At 68.1% G+C, this 18,820-nt stretch carries 17 protein-coding genes; 8 read left to right on the forward strand and 9 right to left on the reverse strand.

Annotated features, from left to right (window positions below; translation table 11 throughout):
- The first annotated feature begins 308 nt into the window (after window positions 1-308).
- The gene (locus O8I58_RS13665) at window positions 309-1,157 is read left to right on the forward strand and encodes an NAD(P)-dependent oxidoreductase (protein WP_298317062.1); all 849 of its coding nucleotides are present in this window, start codon (window positions 309-311) and stop codon (window positions 1,155-1,157) included.
- Window positions 1,158-1,286: 129 nt separating this feature from the next.
- Here O8I58_RS13665 and O8I58_RS13670 read toward each other — a convergent pair whose 3' ends face one another.
- Window positions 1,287-2,408, reverse strand: coding sequence for an NAD(P)/FAD-dependent oxidoreductase (locus O8I58_RS13670; RefSeq protein WP_298317065.1), 1,122 nt, complete (start codon window positions 2,406-2,408; stop codon window positions 1,287-1,289).
- A gap of 167 nt (window positions 2,409-2,575) precedes the next feature.
- On the opposite strand from O8I58_RS13670, the gene O8I58_RS13675 reads away from it, so the two are divergent.
- A complete protein-coding gene (locus O8I58_RS13675) occupies window positions 2,576-3,157 on the forward strand; it encodes a phosphatase PAP2 family protein (RefSeq protein ID WP_298317067.1) in 582 nt (193 codons plus the stop codon).
- Between the two features lie 26 nt (window positions 3,158-3,183).
- Here the strand turns inward: O8I58_RS13675 and O8I58_RS13680 are convergent, their stop codons facing one another.
- Window positions 3,184-3,555, reverse strand: a complete 372-nt coding sequence (locus O8I58_RS13680) for a VOC family protein (protein ID WP_298317072.1) — start codon at window positions 3,553-3,555, stop codon at window positions 3,184-3,186.
- A 119-nt stretch (window positions 3,556-3,674) separates the two neighbouring features.
- On the opposite strand from O8I58_RS13680, the gene O8I58_RS13685 reads away from it, so the two are divergent.
- The 4 genes from O8I58_RS13685 to O8I58_RS13700 all read left to right on the forward strand — a co-directional run bounded on the left by O8I58_RS13685 (window position 3,675) and on the right by O8I58_RS13700 (window position 6,208).
- Window positions 3,675-4,760 (forward strand): DUF1615 domain-containing protein, encoded by a 1,086-nt coding sequence (locus O8I58_RS13685; RefSeq protein WP_298317075.1) that lies wholly within the window; start codon window positions 3,675-3,677, stop codon window positions 4,758-4,760.
- A gap of 130 nt (window positions 4,761-4,890) precedes the next feature.
- Window positions 4,891-5,121: a hypothetical protein gene (locus O8I58_RS13690; protein ID WP_298317078.1), complete on the forward strand. Its 231-nt coding sequence runs from the start codon at window positions 4,891-4,893 to the stop codon at window positions 5,119-5,121.
- 61 nt (window positions 5,122-5,182) lie between these two features.
- The gene (locus O8I58_RS13695) at window positions 5,183-5,887 is read left to right on the forward strand and encodes a glutathione S-transferase family protein (protein ID WP_298317080.1); all 705 of its coding nucleotides are present in this window, start codon (window positions 5,183-5,185) and stop codon (window positions 5,885-5,887) included.
- A gap of 90 nt (window positions 5,888-5,977) precedes the next feature.
- Window positions 5,978-6,208, forward strand: a complete 231-nt coding sequence (locus O8I58_RS13700) for a hypothetical protein (protein WP_298317083.1) — start codon at window positions 5,978-5,980, stop codon at window positions 6,206-6,208.
- Between the two features lie 55 nt (window positions 6,209-6,263).
- Here the strand turns inward: O8I58_RS13700 and O8I58_RS13705 are convergent, their stop codons facing one another.
- The 3 genes from O8I58_RS13705 to O8I58_RS13715 all read right to left on the reverse strand — a co-directional run bounded on the left by O8I58_RS13705 (window position 6,264) and on the right by O8I58_RS13715 (window position 10,176).
- On the reverse strand, window positions 6,264-7,157 hold the full coding sequence (locus O8I58_RS13705) for a ketopantoate reductase family protein (protein ID WP_298317089.1): 894 nt from the start codon (window positions 7,155-7,157) through the stop codon (window positions 6,264-6,266).
- A gap of 62 nt (window positions 7,158-7,219) precedes the next feature.
- Window positions 7,220-8,908 carry an FAD-dependent oxidoreductase gene (locus tag O8I58_RS13710; RefSeq protein WP_298317092.1) on the reverse strand — a complete coding sequence of 563 codons (1,689 nt, stop codon included), beginning with the start codon at window positions 8,906-8,908 and terminating at the stop codon, window positions 7,220-7,222.
- A 164-nt stretch (window positions 8,909-9,072) separates the two neighbouring features.
- Window positions 9,073-10,176, reverse strand: a complete 1,104-nt coding sequence (locus O8I58_RS13715) for a tetratricopeptide repeat protein (protein WP_298317095.1) — start codon at window positions 10,174-10,176, stop codon at window positions 9,073-9,075.
- A 209-nt stretch (window positions 10,177-10,385) separates the two neighbouring features.
- On the opposite strand from O8I58_RS13715, the gene lepB reads away from it, so the two are divergent.
- The gene (gene lepB, locus O8I58_RS13720; protein ID WP_298317098.1) at window positions 10,386-11,009 is read left to right on the forward strand and encodes a signal peptidase I; all 624 of its coding nucleotides are present in this window, start codon (window positions 10,386-10,388) and stop codon (window positions 11,007-11,009) included.
- 25 nt (window positions 11,010-11,034) lie between these two features.
- Here the strand turns inward: lepB and O8I58_RS13725 are convergent, their stop codons facing one another.
- Complete coding sequence (locus O8I58_RS13725) at window positions 11,035-11,364, reverse strand: DUF2782 domain-containing protein (protein ID WP_298317101.1); 330 nt, start codon at window positions 11,362-11,364, stop codon at window positions 11,035-11,037.
- Window positions 11,365-11,463: 99 nt separating this feature from the next.
- On the opposite strand from O8I58_RS13725, the gene polA reads away from it, so the two are divergent.
- Complete coding sequence (gene polA / locus O8I58_RS13730; protein WP_298317104.1) at window positions 11,464-14,229, forward strand: DNA polymerase I; 2,766 nt, start codon at window positions 11,464-11,466, stop codon at window positions 14,227-14,229.
- Window positions 14,230-14,760: 531 nt separating this feature from the next.
- Here polA and hemF read toward each other — a convergent pair.
- The 3 genes from hemF to O8I58_RS13745 are packed head-to-tail and all read right to left on the reverse strand — an operon-like array spanning window position 14,761 to window position 18,809.
- Complete coding sequence (hemF, locus tag O8I58_RS13735) at window positions 14,761-15,705, reverse strand: oxygen-dependent coproporphyrinogen oxidase (protein ID WP_298317107.1); 945 nt, start codon at window positions 15,703-15,705, stop codon at window positions 14,761-14,763.
- 60 nt (window positions 15,706-15,765) lie between these two features.
- Window positions 15,766-16,365, reverse strand: coding sequence for a hypothetical protein (locus tag O8I58_RS13740; protein WP_298317110.1), 600 nt, complete (start codon window positions 16,363-16,365; stop codon window positions 15,766-15,768).
- 59 nt (window positions 16,366-16,424) lie between these two features.
- Window positions 16,425-18,809 (reverse strand): S9 family peptidase, encoded by a 2,385-nt coding sequence (locus O8I58_RS13745; protein WP_298317113.1) that lies wholly within the window; start codon window positions 18,807-18,809, stop codon window positions 16,425-16,427.
- Window positions 18,810-18,820: the final 11 nt, after the last annotated feature.

Below are 18,820 nucleotides of genomic sequence, written 5' to 3' on the forward strand. Positions count from 1 at the left end.
GCGGGCGTTGAAGGCGTGTTGTGGAAGCGGGCGCATCACTGGGTTTGCATTTGCACGGGTGAAGCTGGCCGCGATCGATCGCCCGTCCGGGAGGTGCCGACGCCGGGGCCGTCCACCGCGCGCGCGGCAGCGGAAGGTGGCGCCGCCGGTTCGGACGAGACCGCACGGGCATGTCGGCTGCAAGCGCGTGGCCTTCGTGTCCCTCCTGCTGGAACAATTCCCTGATGGCGCACCATTGTCGGGCGCACGCTGCTGCATTGATGGCGCACGATGGCCGCCTACGAAAGACGCTCGCGGGAGGTTGTTGCATGTCGATCACATTGGCGTTGGTGGCGCCGGGTGCGATGGGTTCGGGATTGGCTGCGCGACTGGCTTCGCATGGCGCGCAGGTCCTGACCACGCTGGAAGGACGCAGCACGCGCAGCCGCGAACGTGCCGCGCAGGCCGGGATGCACGAAGTCGCGCCGCAGGCATTGCTGCAGGCGCCCTGGTTCTTCTCGGTGGTGCCGCCGGCCGATGCCCTGGCGCTGGCGCGGCAGTTCGCGCAGTGGTGCGAAGGCGCCGCGCGCAAGCCGGTCTACGTCGACCTCAACGCCGTCAACCCGGACACGGTGCGCCAGGTGCAGGCAGTGGTGGAAGCGGCCGGCGCGAAGTTCGTCGACGGCTGCATCGTCGGCTTCCCACCGACGGCCGATGACGTCGGCCCCACGCTGTACCTGTCCGACGATGCCGCCGACATCGCCCTGGCGCTCAACGCCCATGGCGTGGTGACCCAACTGTTGTCCGGTGGCGTGGGCGCGGCCAGCGCACTGAAGATGGCGTATTCCGGGCTGAGCAAGGGGGTCGGTGCGCTGGGCGCGGCGATGGTGCTGGTTGCCGAGCGCCACGGCGCAGGCGACGCGCTGCGTGCCGCACTGGCCGAGACGCGTCCGGGCCTGCTGGCGCTGCTGGATCGCGGCCTGCCGGACCTGCTGCCCAAGGCCTGGCGCTGGGCGCCGGAGATGGAGCAGATCGCAGCCTTCATCGGCGGTGATCGTCCCGAAAGCGCGATCTTCACGGCGATGGCCGCCCAGTACCGCGCGGTGGCTGCCGACTTCGAAGGCAGCGGCGAGGAAGCGGCCGTGCTGCGCGCCTTCGCCCAGGTGCCGAAGGCTTAGTCCGCACCGCAAGCTCCATCAAGTGCAGAAGTAAGGCGGCATGGTGGTGCATCGCGGGTGCCGGAATGGCCTGCGTCCCGCGGTCGCGTGGACGCTGTGCCCGGAAGGCCGCCCGGATACGAGCGTGTTTCAGGCGGTCAGCGGCTCGGTCAGTTCCAGCAGGGCGCAGACGTGGTCGCCGATGGCCAGGCTGCTGGTCAGGCCGGGTGACTCGATGCCGAACAGGTTCACCAGTCCGGGGATGCCGTGCGTTGCCGGGCCGTCGATGCGGAAATCGGCGTTGGCCTCGCCCGGGCCACTGATCTTGGGGCGGATGCCGGTATAGGCCGGCTGCAGGGCGTGGTCGGGCAGGCCCGGCCAGTAGCGGCGGATCGCGGCATGGAAGCGCTCGGCGCGGGCCGGGTCCAGGCTGTAGTCCAGGCCGTCCACCCATTCGACATCCGGGCCGAAGCGGGCGCGTCCGGCCAGGTCCAGGGTCAGGTGCGTGCCCAGGCCGCCGGGCTCGGGCAGCGGATAGATCAGGTGGGTGAAGGGCGTGCGTGCCGACAGGCTGAAGTAGCTGCCCTTGGCATACCAGGCGCGCGGGACGTGTTGCGGCGCCAATCCGCGCATGCCTGCGGCCAGGAGCGGCGCGCCATGCCCGGCGCAGTTGACCAGCGTGGTGGCGTGCAGGCGCATCGGCGCCTCGCCGCCGACCTCGATGACGAAGCCGGGGTCTTCGCAGGCCAGTCCGGTGACCGGCGCGCGCAGGGCGAGCACGGCGCCGTGCCGTTCGGCATCGCCCTGCAGCGCCAGCATCAGGCCGTGGCTGTCGATGATGCCGGTGCTGGGGGACAGCAGTGCGGCGACGGCGTGCAACGCTGGTTCCAACGCGTGCAGCTGAGCGCCATCAAGCAAGCGCAGGTCCTCCACGCCGTTGGCCCGTGCATGCTGGCGGATCTGCTCCAGTCCATCGGTCTGGCCGTCGTCGGTGGCCACGATCAGCTTGCCGCAGCGGCGATGCGCCACGCCGAAGCGCTGGCAGAAGTCATACAGCGCCACGCGCCCGGACACGCACAGGCGCGCCTTGAGCGAACCCTTTGGGTAGTAGATGCCGGCGTGGATGACCTCGCTGTTGCGCGCACTGGTGGCGGTGCCGATGGCGCCCTCTGATTCAAGGATCAGCACCTCGCGCCCGGCCAATGCCAGCGCCCGTGCCACCGCCAGGCCAACCACGCCCGCGCCGATCACCACACAGTCCACGCGTTCCATGAAGGTCCTTGCAGCTGGGCAGGCCGCAAGCCTGCGGCATCTGTCTGGGATACGGCAAACACGAGGCGGGAAGGCCGCCGCCGCGCCACACGCCCTGCCCGCACGACCTGTTGCCAACGTCGGCTGCGTTAGCTTGCTTCGACGCCTTCGTCTGCCCTGGATCTTCCATGCCTGCCGCCCTCGACACGCTGCTGACCTGGATGGGCGACAGCCGGCTGGTGCTGCCGGTGATGGCCGCGCTGGGGTGGCTGTGGTGGAAGCGCAACCCACGCGTCGCGCTGGAGTGGGCCATCTGCCTGGGCGCGCTGGCGACGACGGTGGTGGTGTCGAAGCTGGCCTACAAGGCGTTTGGCGTGGACTGGCGCACGATCGGCTTTTTCACCGTCAGTGGTCACAGCGCGCTGGCGGCGGCGCTGTACCCGCTGCTGGGATATGCGCTGCTGGCCGACGCGCCGCCACCGCTCCGCCGTGCGGCGGTGGCGCTGGGTGGCTGCATCGCGCTGGCGATCGCGCTGTCGCGGGTACTGGGTCATCGGCATACGCCAGCGGAAATCATCACCGGGCTGGCGGTGGGCTTGGTGGTGGCTTGGCTGATGCTGCGCCGCTGGCATGGCGCGCTGGGCATCCCGCTGCGCTCGACGCCGGTGGTGGTGGGCGCGGCGCTGGTTGCGGTGCTGGCCGTGGCGATCCTGCCCAACGTGCCAGCCGAGCGGGTGCTGTCGCACATCGCCTGGCGCCTGCGCACATGATCAACAAGTGACCAGGCGCCGGGCACTCACTGCATCGAATGCAGGCCGATCAGGTTGCCTTCGCTGTCATTAACGAGGGCGATGTAGCCATAGGGTCCGATCGCGGACTTTTCCTTGAACACTGTTCCGCCTGCGTCGACCGCGCGAGCGGCTTCCACCGCACAGTCGGCGCAGACGAAATACACCACCGTGCTGTTGCCGCCCGAGGCCATGCCGTCGTATTGCACCAGCGCGCCGGACGCACCGGCGGTTTCGGCCAGCATCGGGAAGGCCCACATCTCCAGGCCCGTGCCGGGCAACCGCTCCAGGCTGATGCCCAGCACCGCCTCGTAGAAGGCCCGTGCGCGCGCGATGTCCTGCACGTAGATCTCGAACCAGCCGACCGGATTGTGTGGCATCGCAAGGCCTCCTGTGCGGGCCGAAGCATGGCGTTGGCCAAGCCTAGCACCGCCGTCGATGACGCCCGGCGGCGACGTGCGTGGCACGATGACGCCCCGTTCGTCGTGCTGTCCCGACCATGACCCAACGCCTGTGCTGGACCCTGTCGCTGCTCCTGCTGCTGGCCGGCTGCGCCACCCAGGCGCCGCTGTCTTCGCAACGGCGGCCGGACGAGATCCGCGCCGAGATCGTGCGCAAGCTGCCGGCCAGTCTGGCCGACCGTGAGGGCTGGGCGGCAGATCTCTACGTGGCCCTGACCGCGCAGGACATCGAACCCAGCAGCGCCAACCTGTGCGCGGTGCTGGCTGTGGCGGAGCAGGAAAGCACCTACAACGCCGATCCGGCCGTGCCGGGATTGCCGAAGATCGCGCGGGCCGAGATCGACCGTCGCGCCGATGCGCTGCATGTGCCTGGCTTCCTGGTCAGCGCCGCGTTGCGGATCGATTCGCCCGATGGCCGCAGCTACGCGCAGCGGCTGGAGCACGTGCGCACCGAGCGCGACATGAGCGAGCTGTACGAAGACTTCATCGGCATGGTGCCGCTGGGCGGCAAGCTGTTCGGCGGGCTCAATCCAGTGCACACCGGTGGGCCGATGCAGGTCAGCATCGACTTCGCCAGGGAGCATGCGCGCGGCTATCCGTACCCGCTCGATGCGGGCGTGCGCCACGAAGTGTTCACCCGGCGCGGCGGCCTGTATTTCGGCACCGCGCACCTGCTGGGCTATCCGACCCACTACGACGCCCTGCTGTATCGCTTCGCCGACTTCAACGCCGGCTGGTATGCCAGCCGCAATGCGGCCTTCCAGGGCGCGGTCAGCAAGGCGTCGGGTATCACGCTGGCGCTGGACGGCGACTTGCTGGCACCGGGTGCGGACCTGCAGCATCCCGGCACCACCGAACGCGCGGTGCGCGCGCTGGGCAGGCGCATGGACCTGGACGATGCGCAGATCCGTCGCGCGCTGCAGCGCGGCGACCGCCTGGATTTCGAGGACACCGAGCTGTACACGCGCGTGTTCGCCCTGGCCGATGCGGCCGCGGGCAGGCCGCTGCCGCGCGCGGTGCTGCCGGGCATCGTCTTGGAGAGCCCCAAGATCACCCGCCAGCTGACCACCGCCTGGTTCGCCGATCGCGTCAACGCACGCTGGCAGCGCTGCATGCGGCGCTGATGGCACGGTTGTCGCGCGGCTGGAACCGGGTTTTCCGCCGCGGGGTCGATGTCGTAGGTGCGCGGCGCTTACCATGGCGTCCCGGTGTGCGGCGCCGCGATCTCCCTTCGATGTGACTGTCTTGAATCCGATGGCCAGCCAATACGCAACACCGCAACAGCTCGAGGCCATGCTGGGTGCGCTCGAACACGACCTGCCCGGGCTGGTCGCCGCGCATCCTTCTCCCGGCGACTTCTGGGATGCCTTCATGCGTCGCGTGGACCCCATCGAGGACAGCACCACGGAAGACGACGCCACGCTGCTGCCGCGGATCAACGCGATGCTGGCGCCGTACGGGATGCGGATCGCCGCGGTCGAATGACGGTGCCTTACGCCGGGGCGATGTAGCGTTTCGACGCCTGTCCTTGCCCTGGAGCTGCCGCATGCGCGACCTGTCCGGTTTCCCGATCACCCGCCGCTGGCCGGCGCGCGATCCTGACTGCATCCAGCTGTATTCGCTCAACACGCCCAACGGGGTGAAGGCCTCGATCATGCTGGAGGAAACCGGACTGCGCTACGAAGCGCACCTGGTCGACATCGGCGCCAACCAGAGCCACACGCCCGAGTTCCTGTCGCTCAATCCCAACGGCAAGATCCCGGCGATCATCGATCCGGACGGGCCGGGCGGGCGGCCCATCGGCCTGTTCGAATCCAACGCGATCCTGGTGTACCTGGCCGACAAGACCCGCCGCTTCATTTCCGATGATGCTCAGCTGCGCTGGCAGACCCTGCAATGGGTGTTCTTCCAGGCGGCCGGGGTCGGGCCGATGTTCGGGCAGGTGGGGTTCTTCAACAAATTCGCCGGCAGGGAGTACGAGGACAAGCGCCCGCTCAAGCGCTACGTGGACGAATCACGGCGCCTGCTCGGCGTGCTGGACACGCAGCTGGCGGGACACGACTGGCTGGTCGGCGACGACTACACCATCGCCGACATCGCCCACCTGGGCTGGGTGCGCAACCTGATCACCTTCTACGAAGCACGCGCGCTGGTCGGCTTCGACGATTTCACGCAGGTTGGCGCGTGGCTGGAACGTGGCCTGCAGCGTCCGGCCGTGCAACGCGGGCTGGCGATTCCCGGCAGGGGCTGACGCGCCCGCCATGACCTCCTGCACTGTCTGTCATGCCCGGCCAGCGCCGAGCATCACGGGCATCCACTTGTCACCACGGGGCAACACGTCATGAGCGAAGGGCAGGGTTCCAGCGGCAACGTCATCGCCGCCATCTGCAGTTTCTTCATTCCCGGGCTGGGGCAGTTGTTCCAGGGGCGGTTGATCTCGGCGATCCTGTGGTTCGTGATCGGTTGCGTGGCGTTCGCCATCACCTGGCTGATCACGCTGTCTCTGCTGCCGTTCGGCTGGTTCATCATCAGCGTGCTGTCGTGCATCAACGCGGCGGTGTACCGCCGGTAGGCGCGCCCGGTCGCGGCGCTGCGCACACGCGATAAGCGAGCTTAAGGTCTCGGGTTCACCGCGCCCGCGCTTCCAGCAGCTTCACCGCGCACCACAGGCTGCGGTTCACCGGCGTGGCGATGGCATGGGCGCTCCCCAGCCGCACGACGGTGCCGTTGAGGTGGTCGATCTCGCTGGGTTTGCCACGGGCCAGGTCCTGGGCGGTCGAAGAACGCTGCCCGGCCATGGTGTCGGCGATGGCCAGGGTGGCCTCCCAGAGCGTTGCGGGCAGGTCGATGCCCTGGGCACTGGCGACTGCCAGGCATTCATCGAAGGCATCGCGCATTACCTCGCGCACGCCGGCGGCCTGGATCAGCGCCCCATAGGGCTGTTGTGCGATGGCCGACAGCGCGTTGTAGGCGCAGTTGATGACCAGCTTGGACCACAGCGCTTCGAGCACTGCGTCGGAGACTTCGGTTGGAATGCCCGCCGCGCCCAGCTGGGCGGCCAGGGTTGCGCTGTGCGGTGACAGGCCGATCACCAGTTCGCCGCGCCCGTGGTGGCGGACATGCGCCGGGCCGGCCATCTCGGCGGCCACGTAGACCACGCTGGGGATCACCTCGCGGCCAAGGACCTGGGCCAGTCGTGCGGCGTTGTCCACGCCGTTCTGCAGGCTCAGGACCGGCGTGTTGGCGTGCAGGTGCGGCATCAGCTGCAGGCCGGCAGCCTCGGTGTCGCCGGACTTCACGCAGAACAACACCAGGGCTGCATCGTGCACGGCGGCGGGGTCGGTGGTGGCTTCGACCTGGACCTGTCCGGTGAAGGCCGCCGATTCCAGGTGCAGGCCCGCGTCGTGGACCGCATCGACCAGCGCAGGGCGCCCGATCAAGGTGACGGCATGACCCGCGCGGGCCAGCATCGCGCCGTAGTAACAGCCCACGGCGCCAGCGCCCATGACGGCGATACGCATTCCAGCTCCTGTTGCAGTCGAGGGGCCGGTGACTTTAGCCAATCACGGCCCGGGCCGTGCGTTCAGCGGGTGCGGGCGCCGTCGCGCCTCCCGTCCACCAGCAGCGGGCTGGGCCCGCAGTGCCTGGCCCTGGCCGTCTCGCGGATGCGGTCCGCCAGGCGCAGCGACAGCGCCACGATGGTCAGCGTGGGATTGGCGTAGCCGCCGCTGGGGAACACGCTGGAGCCGGTGACGAACAGGTTGTCCAGCCCGTGCACGCGGCCGTTGCGGTCGACCACGCCGTTGCGTGGATCGTCGTGCATGCGCGTGGTGCCCAGGAAATGAGTGGTGGAGGTGGTCTTGATCTCGAACGGCCGGCGGATGTTGAACGTGCCCACGCCGCTGCGTGCCAGTTCGCGCGCCAGGATGTCCTGGCTCCTGTGGACCAGCGCGATGTCCTGGTCATGCCAGCGCCACTGGATCTCGATCCGGCGATTGCCCAGGTCGTCGCGCTCCTCGCCCAGGCGCACGCGGTTGTCGTAGCGCGGCGGCTGTTCGGCCTGGTGCAGCACTTCGAAATGGTCCAGGCGATGGCTGGGCGTGCCGGCCTTCGACCAGCCGCCGACGCCGAGGTGTGAGATCGGATGGCGCTTGCGGTCGTTGTACTGCTGGGCCACGCCGTCCAGGCCGTACAGCATGCCCAGGATGTCGCGCTTGCGCAGGCGGCCCCGTCGCTGCAAGGCATCGCGCACGCGCTGCGAGGCGCGGAAGCCGATCTCGCGCCGCCGCGACATGCTGCGGCGGGGGAACAGAATGGCACTCAGGTTCACGCAGGGCTCGCCACGCAGGGTCTGGTCGGTCAGCTGCAGGTGGCCCATGCCGGGGGCGCCCTCCAGTCGGCGCAGGTCGTACAGCGCCATGCGGTCGATCAGCTTCGGCGAACTGGGGGTAAAGGTCCCGCCGAAGATCAGCGGGTGATCCATGAAATAGCGACCCACCAGGTCGTGCTGGTTGCCGATGCCGCCGGCATGGTGATCACTGGACGCCAGTAGCAGCTGCGGCGTGGCCAGCCCGCCCTGTGCCAGCACGACGGTGTCGGCGTCGAAGGTGACCTCGTGCCCGGGCTGGGGCGTGACCCGCACCGCGGTGACGCGCGTGCCGGCCTCGTCCATCTTCAGGCGGGTGGCGGTGGCGTTGAAATAGCAGGTGATGTCGCCGGAGGCACCGATCAACTCGCGGCTCCGGCCCAGCACCACGGCCTTGTCGGCGAATTGGAACATGGTCGTGCGCAGGCCACTGCCCTGCAGCGGCAGGCGCGGTGCATCGCCGCGCTCCCAGTCTTCGGGGCCATAGCCGCACTGTGGCAGCTCAAACCAGGACTGGGCGCGAGCGTAGAACGGCCTGAGTTCCTCCAGCGTCAGCGGCCAGCCGCTGCCAGGCATCCAGGCGCGCGCTTCGAAATCGGCCGCGCTCAGGGTGGCCAGGCGCAGATGGTTGGCGCCCAGTCCGGCATCCACCAGCCAGCGGTTGGCATTGCCACCAAACCGGCGCGTGGTCCACAGCCCGCGGTGGCCTTCGAAGGTCGAGCTACGGGCCGGCTGGCCCCGGTCGCTGCAGTCCTCGTTCAGTCCGCCGCTTTCCAGCAGGGTCACGCTCAGCCCGCAATGACGCAGTTCGGTGGCCAGGGCGATCCCGGCCGGTCCCGCGCCGACGATGCAGATGTTGGAGCGGATGACCGAACCGCGGGGCAGCGCCCTGGCATCGACAAACATGGAAGACAGTCCTATCAGACAGTTGACCCCGAAGACGCCTGCGGCGTCCTCACACAGATTCAACAACGGGAGTCGTTTTTCTGACAGGACAGACAGTTGGTTGTCAGGCGATGGGTCCCAGGCGCGCCCCTGCGCCGTCGCGGAGGGCGTGCCCCTGGCACCTGTCAGGGCTGGATGCTCGCGGTCTGCCCGGACAGGCGGCGTAGGCCATCGAGCTTGGCCTGGTAGCGCTGCTGCTCGTCGGGTGGGCCGAGGCTGCGGGCGGTGCGCAGCTCACGGTCTGCCAGGGCGAGGTCGCCCGACAGGAAGGCCGCGCGGGCCAGCCCGAAGTGGAACTGGTGCGCATCCGGATACAGCTTGATGGCGTTGGCGTAATGGCGCGCGGCCTCCGCGTAGCGCCCGCTGCGTTCGGCCTCGATGCCGAGCGTGTACTGGTAGAACGGATCGCGCGCGTGTACTTGCTGCAGCCTGGCCAGCAGCATCCCCGCGTGCACCTCGTCGCCCAGCCGGCGGAACAGGTTGAGGGCGTTGCCGAGGGCGGCGATGTGTTGCGGTTCCAGCGCCAGCGCGCGGTCGTAATCGCCCGCGGCGGCGGTCAGTGCACCGGTGCGTGCGTCCAGCAGGCCCAGGTTGTTCCAGGTATCGGCCAGCTGCGGGTCGCTGCGCAACGATGCCTGGAAGTACCCGCGGGCCTCGTCGTTGCGACCGTCGGCCATCAGTTCGGCTGCACGGTTGTTGTAGTAATGCGCGAACAGGCGCTTGTCGGGAATCATGCGTGGCCCGCGCCGATCCATCTGGATGCTGCTATCCAGGTCGACGGTGATCAGGCGCCCGTCCATCCGGATCCGCGCGTTGACATGGCCGTTGCTGTAGGCCATGCCGTCCTTCTCGTACCAGCTGACCACGCCGGCAACTTCCTGCGCGCGTGCGTCCAGGCCGACATCGCGCGCCAGGGCGACGAACATCAGGGTGAACGACAGGCAGTTGATGCGTCGTGTTGCATAGCTTTCGGCCACGCTGTGGGTGTCGCTGGCGCCGTATTGCAGGGCCAGGCCCTCGGGATCGAACATCAGCGTCACCAGCCGTTGCAGGCGCTCCGGTTCGGACTGGCTGCGTCGCACCACGCGCTGCAGCAGCAGGTGGTGCAGTTCGGGCGGGATGTCCATCAGCGTGTCCGCGGCGGGCGGTGGCGAAGGCGCGGAGGGGGCGGCAGGCGTCGGCGTAGTGGCCAACGCAGTGGCGAGCAGGAGCGAGGCCAGCACGGACATCGGACACCTCGACGCGTCGAAGATGCGATGGACTCTACGCCTGTGGCTGCCGGATGCAGGCGCTGGGCCGCAGGAAGCGGGCACTTGCCGATCAGTGGTCATCGCTTCGGCCATGCTGGCCGGCCATTGGTCACGGTGACCCCAGACACTGGAGCGCAGGGCGGTCGCGGGGCGAGGCTGGCATTCCCCGTCATTGTCAGGAGCCGGCCATGTCCAGTGCATCCAAACCCGCCGCGGATACCGCACGCCAGCCCGGCTGGCGCCAGGAACTGCCGCGGCTGGCCTTGTTGCTGGTGCTGCTGTTCGTGGCGCGCTCGTCCTTCGCCAACCACTACGTCGTGCCGTCCGGCTCGATGCAGCACAGCCTGGAGATCGGCGACCGGGTGGTGGTGGACATGCGTGCCTACGGCCTGCGCCTGCCGATCACCGACACGGTGCTGTGGCCGACCGGTACGCCGCAGCGTGGCGATGTGGCGGTGTTCGATTCACCGCTCGACGGCACGCGACTGATCAAGCGCGTGGCGGCGGTGGGCGGCGACCATGTCCGGTTGCGTGGTGGCCGGTTGTGGATCAACGGCCGGGCGCTGGCGGGGCTGGATGGCCTGGAAGAACACTTCCAGCATGGCCACTCGCAGCTGGACCTGGATGCCGGAGGTGGCCCGGACATCGATGGGCTGGTCGTCCCGGCCGGGCAGGTGCTGATGCTGGGCGACCATCGTGGCGACAGCGCAGACGGGCGCTATTTCGGCCTGGTTCCGGCGCAGTCGCTTTATGGCCGGGCCACGGCGGTGTACTGGCGCAGCGGCGAAGGGCTGACCTGGGACCGGTTGTAGCCGGTCCGGGGGGCGGACGGCGGGCTTACCAGCCGTAGAGCTTCCAGTAGACCGGCGAGATGTCGCCCTTGTTCGGGGAGCTGCTGTGGTCCAGCTTGCCGTCGCCGTTGTCGTCATACAGGTAATAGGCCGGGCCGCGGGTCGGCGTGATCTTGACCATGCGCAACGCGCCGGCGACGCGGAACTCCTGGATCACATCGCCGTTGTCGGCGGTCCGCACGGCCACGTCGGGATTGTCCAGGTCCATTTCACTGACCGCACGGGTCGAGTCGCCTTCGTTGCGCATCGACGCGCAGCCCGACATCAGCAGCGTGCAGGCCAGCAGCAACGGGGTCAGTAAGGTCAGGGCTTTCATGGCGGCGCTCGTTTCGAAGGTCTGGCGGGAATTATCCGCTGCCGGCGCCATCGCATGCGTGACGGCAGCCGGCGAAAACGGGCGGCGTAGAATTGGCCCATGAAAAAACTCGTGCTGATCGACGGTTCCAGCTACCTGTACCGCGCCTTCCATGCCCTGCCGCCGCTGACCAACGCGGCCGGTGAGCCGACCGGTGCGCTGTTCGGCGTGGTCAACATGCTGCGCGCGACCCTGAAGGAAAAGCCCGAGTACGTGGCCTTCGTGGTCGACGCGCCGGGCAAGACCTTCCGCGATGATCTTTATCCGGACTACAAGGCCAACCGCGCGGCGATGCCCGACGACCTGCGCGCGCAGGTCGAGCCGATGTGCACGATCGTGCACGCGCTGGGCATCGACATCCTGCGCGTGGACGGGGTGGAGGCCGACGATGTGATCGGCACGCTGGCATTGCAGGGCCACGCCGACGGCCTGCAGGTCACCATTTCCACCGGCGACAAGGACTTCGCCCAGCTGGTGCGCCCGGGCGTGGAGCTGGTCAACACCATGAGCGGCAGCCGCATGGATTCGGACGAGGCGGTGATGGCCAAGTTCGGCGTGCGTGCCGACCAGATCATCGACCTGCTGTCGCTGATGGGCGACACCGTGGACAACGTGCCCGGGGTGGAGAAGTGCGGCCCCAAGACCGCGGCCAAGTGGCTGGGCGAATACGGCACGCTGGACAACGTCATCGCCAATGCCGGCGGCATCAAGGGCAAGATCGGCGAGAACCTGCGCGCGGCGCTGGGGCGCCTGCCGCTCAATCGGACCCTGGTGACCATCAAGACCGACGTGGCATTGGAGGTGGCCGCACAGGATCTGGTCCTGCGCGACCAGCACGTGGAAGACCTGCGTGGCCTGTACGCGCGCTACGGCTTCAACCAGGCGTTGAAGGACCTGGACGGGGGCGCGCCGTCCGGCGCCGTGGCGGAGAAGGAACCGGGCAAGGCGCGTGGCACCGGCTTCAGCGCCGCACCCGCACCGGTTGCATCTGCGGACTTGGATCCGGCGCTGTCTGTCGCAGGCGAGTACGAAACCGTGCTCACCGCCGAGCAGCTTGATGCGTGGATCGCCACGCTGAAGCGCGCTGGCCGTTTCGCCTTCGACACCGAAACCGACAGCCTGGACCCGATGCAGGCCAACCTGGTCGGCCTGAGCTTTTCCAGCGAAGCCGGCAAGGCCGGCTACGTGCCGTTTGGCCATGACTATCCCGGCGCACCCGTGCAACTGGCGCGTGACGCGGCGCTGGACGCGCTGCGCCCGCTGCTGACCGACTCGGCCATCGAGAAGATTGGCCAGCACGGCAAGTACGACCTGCACGTGATGCGTCGCCACGGCGTGGACATTGCCGGCTACGCGCAGGACACGCTGCTGGAGAGCTTCGTGCTGAACTCCGGTAGCGCCCGCCACGACATGGACAGCCTGGCCAAGCGTTACCTGGGCTACGACACGATCAAGTACGAGGATGTCTGCGGCAAGGGTGCCAAGCAGATCGCCTTCTCGCAGGTCGCGCTGGACGATGCGACCCGCTATGCCGCCGAGGACGCCGACATCACCCTGCGCCTGCACCAGGTGCTGTCGCCCAAGCTGGCGGCCGAGCCGGGGCTTGAAGCGGTCTACCGCGACATCGAGATGCCGCTGGTGCCGGTGCTGGCGCGGATCGAGGCCAACGGCGTGCGCGTGGATGCCAATGAACTGCGCCGGCAGAGCGCCGACCTGTCCAAGCGCATGCTCGCCGCCCAGCAGAAGGCGACCGAGCTGGCCGGGCGCACTTTCAACCTGGATTCGCCCAAGCAGCTGCAGGCGCTGCTGTTCGACGAGCTGGGCCTGCCTGCCGTGGTCAAGACGCCCAAGGGCCAGCCCTCGACCAACGAAGAAGCGCTGGAGGCGATCGCCGACCAGCACGAGCTGCCGCGGGTGATCCTGGAATACCGCGGCCTGGCCAAGCTGCGCAGCACCTATACCGACAAGCTGCCGGACATGATCCATCCCGACACCGGTCGTGTGCATACCAGCTATCACCAGGCCGGTGCGGCGACCGGGCGGCTGTCCTCGTCCGATCCGAACCTGCAGAACATCCCGATCCGCACCGACGATGGCCGCCGCATCCGTCGTGCCTTCGTCGCCCCCGCGGGCCGCAAGCTGGTCGCCTGCGATTATTCGCAGATCGAGCTGCGGATCATGGCCCACCTGTCCGGCGATCCCGGCCTGGTGTCGGCGTTCGAATCCGGCGCCGACGTACACAAGGCGACCGCTGCCGAGGTATTCGGTCGGAAAATTGACGAGGTCACGTCAAATGAGCGCCGCGCCGCCAAGGCGATCAATTTCGGCCTGATGTACGGCATGAGCGCCTTCGGCCTGGCGCGCCAGCTGTCGATCGGCCGCGGCGAGGCCCAGGATTACATCGCGCTGTACTTCAGCCGCTACCCAGGCGTGCGCGATTACATGGAGTCCACCCGCCAGCAGGCGCGGGAGAAGGGCTACGTGGAAACCGTGTTCGGTCGCCGCCTCTACCTGGACTACATCAACGGCGGCACCCAGGGCCAGCGCGCTGGCGCCGAGCGCGCCGCGATCAACGCGCCGATGCAGGGCACAGCCGCGGACATCATCAAGCGGGCAATGGTCAGCGTCGATGGCTGGCTGGCCGGTCATGCCGACAAAGCCCTGATGATCCTGCAGGTGCACGACGAACTGGTGTTCGAAGTCGATACCGATTTCGTCGACACGCTGACTGCACAGGCGAAAGCGCTGATGTCCGGTGCCGCGCAGTTGGCGGTGCCGCTGGAGGTGGATTGTGGCGTCGGCGACAACTGGGACGAAGCACACTGATGGGTGTGTTTCAGCGCGTTGACCCTTGCGCTTGACGGCTTCGAACGAGGTGCACGCCAGGCTACGGATGCATCCACCGGCGCGTACGCCGTCGTATGTTCTGTGTGTCGGTTTTGACCATATTTCGGGCGATTACATAACGCCGAGGTCATTCGCTGAAAATAGTTTCAGAACTGAAGAGTTTATGATCTGAATATGCCTTAAATCCAACGGGTTTTTAACTGGAATCTTCACGATTCATCCATGTTGGGAATGCTCTTATAGCCCTCGACAGATGCAAGGTCTGTCGCGGATCGCCCTCCCCATCCCCTGGGGGGCCGGTCCTCTGGTACGAAGGGCCCCTCCCCAGGTCCCCGTACCCTGGCCCCGCTGAGCTCCCCCTGCTCTGCGGGGCTTTTTTATGCGCGTCGTTTGTCGCCGAAGCGATACGCCATGTAGAACGGAGCTTGCTCCGCTGCTCTTCGGCAAAATGGTCGATAGAGCTCCCAGCGGATCAAGCTCCGCTCTACAAAAAAAAGTAAGTCAAGCGGTTTATTTCTCCGGCGACTCGGAGAGCCAGTCGCGTGGCACCAGGTAGTCGGCCAGGCGCGCCTCGGCGCTGCCTGGCTCGGGCGCATAGCCGTATTCCCAGCGCACGTTCGGCGGCAGGCTCATCAGGATCGATTCGGCGCGGCCGCCGCTCTGCAGGCCGAACAGGGTGCCGCGGTCGTAGACCAGGTTGAATTCCACGTAACGGCCGCGCCGGTACAGCTGGAAAGCACGTTCGCGCTCGCTGTACGACGTGTCCTTGCGCGCGGCGACGATCGGCAGGTACGCGTCGAGGAAGCCGTTGCCCACGGCCTGCATGTAGCCGAAATCGCGTTCGAAATCGCCGTGCAGGTCGTCGAAGAACAGCCCGCCCACGCCGCGCGTCTCGTTTCGGTGCTTGATGAAGAAGTACTCATCGCACCAACGCTTGTGCGCTTCATAGCGCGCCTGCCCGCCGAAAGGCGCGCACAGGTCGCGTGCGGTGCGGTGCCAGTGCCGCACGTCTTCGTCGACCGGGTAGAACGGGGTCAGGTCGAAGCCGCCGCCAAACCACCAGGCCACCGTCTCGCCTTCGCGCTCGGCGCGGAAGTGGCGCACGTTGGCGTGGGTGGTGGGCAGGTGCGGATTGCGCGGGTGGAACACCAGCGACACGCCCACCGCGCGCCAGGATGCGCCAGCGAGCTCGGGCCGCGCGGCTGTGGCCGAGGGCGGCAGCCTGCTGCCGGACACGTCGGAGAATCCGATGCCCGCCTGCTCGAACACCGCGCCATCGCGCAGGATCCGGGTGCGCCCGCCGCCGCCAAGCAGCGCTGCGCCAGCGTCACCCGCGCCTTCGCGGGTCCAGGCGTCTTCGACGAAGCGGGCGCTGCCGTCGGCGGTTTCGATGGCCGCGCAGATGCGGTCCTGCAGTCCGGTGAGGTAGTCGCGGACGGTGTCGATGCTGTTCATGCGTGCAGTGTAAAGGCCGCCTGCGCGACCGCATTGATCGCGATCAATCCGCTCGTGGCGTCAGGGCATGGGTTTGAACTGCACGCGCACGGCCTGCGTGCACAGCTTCCAGATGATCCCGCCGTGCAGGCCGGCGAAGACCACCGCGATGCCGGCGCTGAACACCGTGGCGATGGTCTTCATGCTGGCCAGCTCCGGAGGCAGCGGCTGGCCGGGCGACTGCAGGCCAGGCTGCAACGACAGCGTCTGCTCGATCAACGCCGGCACCAGCCAGACGATGCCGAAGGTCAGCACCGTGCCGGCGACCAGGGAGGCGATGAAGCCCAGGCGTGCCCATTCCCGGCGCCGCAGCAGGCCCCAGCCCAGCCACAGCGTCAGCGCGGACAACGCGATGCTGGCCAGGCTGAGCTCGAGATTGTGGGCCATGGTCCAGCGCAATATCGGCGGCAGCGGAAGCGTGCCGGTCCTGAGTGCATCCATCAGCAGCTGGAGGTTGGGGTCGTTCGCGGCCTGCGCCGGGAGTAGCTGCAACACGCCCGAGCCAACGCCCAGTGCGCCGAGCGCGATGGTGAGCCAGGCCAGCACGGTCACGAACCCCTGTGCTGCATTGGGCGGTGGTGCGTGTGCGGTCGAACCGGGCAGCGGCGGCGGTGCGTTCATGGGGTCAGTGTGGGCTGCGGCACCGGGCACGACAATCGACGCACCCGGTGTGTCGCGGTTTACGGCGTGGGCTTCAGCGTGTCGTCGAACAGGTTCAGCACGCGCTTGTATTCATCCAGCCAGGAATCGGCACGGGTGAAGCCGTGGCGCTCCAGCGGATAGGGCGCGATCGACCAGTGGTCCTTGTGCAGTTCGATCAGCTTCTGGGTCATGTCGACCGAGTCCTTGAAGAACACGTTGTCGTCGATCATGCCGTGGGCGATCAGCAGGCGGTCCTGCAGGCCGTCGGCGTATTCGATCGGCGAGGAGGTCTTGTAGGCCTGCGGATCGATATCCGGGGTGTTGAGGATGTTGGACGTGTACTCGTGGTTGTACTGGGTCCAGTCGGCCACCGGGCGCAGCGCGGCACCGGCCTTGAACACGCCCGGCGCCCGGAACAACGCCATGTACGTCATGAAGCCGCCGTAGCTGCCGCCGTAGATGCCAGCGCGCGCGCGGTCGCCCTGGTGGTTGGCGACCAGCCAGTCTAGGCCGTCCAGGTAATCGTCCAGTTCCGGATGGCCCATGTTGCGGTAGATCGCCGTGCGCCAGTCGCGGCCGTAGCCGGCGCTGCCGCGATAATCCAGGTCCAGCACGATGTAGCCCTGCTGGACCAGCAGGTTGTGGAACATCTGCTCGCGCGGGTAGGGCGGATAGCCGGCGATGGCGTTCTGCAGGTAACCGGCACCGTGCACGAACATCACGATCGGGTATTGCTTGCCTGGCACCATCTGCGCCGGCGCGTAGTACTTGCCCCAGATCGTGCCGGCGCCGTGCTTCGAAGGTACCTGCACCAGCTGCGGCTGGGCCCACGGCTGGGCCTTGAACGCGGCGGTGCGGGTGTCGGTCAGCACCTTGGCCTGGCCGCCGCCGGCCGGGACCACGGCCAGCTGGGTCGGCAGGTAGCTGGCCGAGTACTGGACCAGCAACGAACGCCCGTCCGGCGACTGGGTGAAGCCTTCCACGCCGCCGTCCAGCGCGGTGACTTCGGCCAGCTTGCCGGTCTTGAGGTCGGCCTGGCAGACCTCGTAGCGGCCGGGCGCGGCGCGGTTGCACAGGAAATAGAAGCCGTCGCCATTGGCCGACAGCACCGGCGCGGAAGCTTCCCACTGGCCCGTGGTCAGCGCCTTGGCCTTGTCGCCGCCGCGCTGGGTATAGAGCTGCGAATGGCCGCTGCTTTCGGACAGCAGCCACAAGGTCTGGTTGTCCGGCATCCAGCCGAAGTCGTTGAATGCCCAGTTGATCCATCCCGGATCGGTCAGGCGGTCGCGCACCTGCAGGCGCGCGTTGCCCAGGTCGACGCCAGCGATCCAGCGGTCCTTGTTGTCGGTGGCCCGCAACAGCACCGCGACGTTGCGTGAATCGCTGCTCCAGTGGATCGCTGCGCTGCCGCCGTCGCCGTCGCTTTCCACGCGCAGCGGGCGGTCGCCCTTCAGCGGCGGCTTGGCAGCGGCCTTGCGCAACTCGGCCAGCGGATCGGTGGTGATGCCGGGCAGGGCATCGAAGGACAGCGGTTTGACCGTGCCGGTGCGCATGTCGGCCAGCCACAGTGCCTGTGGCACCGGCGAGTTGCGGCCGACCAGGGTGCGGGCTTCCTGTTGCTCGGCGTAGCCGGATTCGGTCACGTATTGCGGGACCTTGCCCGCGTCGCCGGCCTCGGCGCTCTTGTCATGGGTGACGATCAGCAGCCACTGGCCATCGGGCGACAGCGCGGTGTCATCGATCTGGACCTTGGTGCCCAGGTAGACCGGCGCCGGCGCGCGGGTCGGGTCGGCCTTGCGCCAGCTGTCCTGCTGCGCGCGCAGGGCGTCACGCATCTGCTTGTCGTGGGCCAGCGTGGACAGGGTGCGCAGCTGCTGGTCGCGCAGCAGATCCTCGGGTTGCGGCTTGGCCGGATCGTCCTCGGCCTTGACCTGGGCGGCCTGGGCCACGGCGCTGCCATTCCAGCGGAACCACTGGTTGCCCACGCGCCAGACCAGCGCGCCGTCGCTGCCGAACTGCGGCGCGGCTTCCTGTTCCAGGGTGCGGGTCAGCTGGGTCAGCGCGCCGCTGCGCAGGTTGCGCACGAAGATGTCGCCATTGCGCACGAAGGCCTGGTGCTGGCGCTTGGCGTCGTAGACCGCGCCGGTGGTGTTGAGGGTGTCGCGAGCGTCGTCGGACACCCGGGTGGCCGCACCGCTGCCGTTGGCGTCCTGGCGGAAGGTGTCGCGAATCGGCGAGCCGTTGCGCTTCAGGTCGTATTCCACGCCGCGGCTGTCCCAGGTCCAGCGCGCGTCCTCGACCGGCGGGCCGATCCAGTCCAGGTCGGCCATGACCTGTTCGATGGTCAGCGGCGCGGTGGGCGCCTGGGCGAAGGCGGCGGGCGACAGCAGCAGGCAGGACAACACGGCGGCGGACAAGCGCATCGGCAGGATCA

It is taken from the genome of Pseudoxanthomonas sp. (genome assembly GCF_027498035.1).
Classification (GTDB): Bacteria; Pseudomonadota; Gammaproteobacteria; order Xanthomonadales; family Xanthomonadaceae; genus Pseudoxanthomonas_A.

Excerpts from the sequence above, each read along its gene's own strand:
- O8I58_RS13710 (WP_298317092.1), bottom strand. The coding sequence starts at position 8,908 with ATGTTTGTCGATGCCAGGGCGCTGCCCCGCGGTTCGGTCATCCGCTCC.
- O8I58_RS13725 (WP_298317101.1), bottom strand. The coding sequence starts at position 11,364 with ATGAAAGCCCTGACCTTACTGACCCCGTTGCTGCTGGCCTGCACGCTG.
- O8I58_RS13740 (WP_298317110.1), bottom strand. The coding sequence starts at position 16,365 with ATGAACGCACCGCCGCCGCTGCCCGGTTCGACCGCACACGCACCACCG.
- O8I58_RS13715 (WP_298317095.1), bottom strand. The coding sequence starts at position 10,176 with ATGTCCGTGCTGGCCTCGCTCCTGCTCGCCACTGCGTTGGCCACTACG.
- hemF (WP_298317107.1), bottom strand. The coding sequence starts at position 15,705 with ATGAACAGCATCGACACCGTCCGCGACTACCTCACCGGACTGCAGGAC.
- O8I58_RS13690 (WP_298317078.1), top strand. The coding sequence starts at position 4,891 with ATGGCCAGCCAATACGCAACACCGCAACAGCTCGAGGCCATGCTGGGT.
- lepB (WP_298317098.1), top strand. The coding sequence starts at position 10,386 with ATGTCCAGTGCATCCAAACCCGCCGCGGATACCGCACGCCAGCCCGGC.
- O8I58_RS13680 (WP_298317072.1), bottom strand. The coding sequence starts at position 3,555 with ATGCCACACAATCCGGTCGGCTGGTTCGAGATCTACGTGCAGGACATC.
- O8I58_RS13670 (WP_298317065.1), bottom strand. The coding sequence starts at position 2,408 with ATGGAACGCGTGGACTGTGTGGTGATCGGCGCGGGCGTGGTTGGCCTG.
- O8I58_RS13665 (WP_298317062.1), top strand. The coding sequence starts at position 309 with ATGTCGATCACATTGGCGTTGGTGGCGCCGGGTGCGATGGGTTCGGGA.
- O8I58_RS13675 (WP_298317067.1), top strand. The coding sequence starts at position 2,576 with ATGCCTGCCGCCCTCGACACGCTGCTGACCTGGATGGGCGACAGCCGG.
- O8I58_RS13700 (WP_298317083.1), top strand. The coding sequence starts at position 5,978 with ATGAGCGAAGGGCAGGGTTCCAGCGGCAACGTCATCGCCGCCATCTGC.
- O8I58_RS13685 (WP_298317075.1), top strand. The coding sequence starts at position 3,675 with ATGACCCAACGCCTGTGCTGGACCCTGTCGCTGCTCCTGCTGCTGGCC.
- polA (WP_298317104.1), top strand. The coding sequence starts at position 11,464 with ATGAAAAAACTCGTGCTGATCGACGGTTCCAGCTACCTGTACCGCGCC.
- O8I58_RS13705 (WP_298317089.1), bottom strand. The coding sequence starts at position 7,157 with ATGCGTATCGCCGTCATGGGCGCTGGCGCCGTGGGCTGTTACTACGGC.
- O8I58_RS13695 (WP_298317080.1), top strand. The coding sequence starts at position 5,183 with ATGCGCGACCTGTCCGGTTTCCCGATCACCCGCCGCTGGCCGGCGCGC.
- O8I58_RS13745 (WP_298317113.1), bottom strand. The coding sequence starts at position 18,809 with ATGCGCTTGTCCGCCGCCGTGTTGTCCTGCCTGCTGCTGTCGCCCGCC.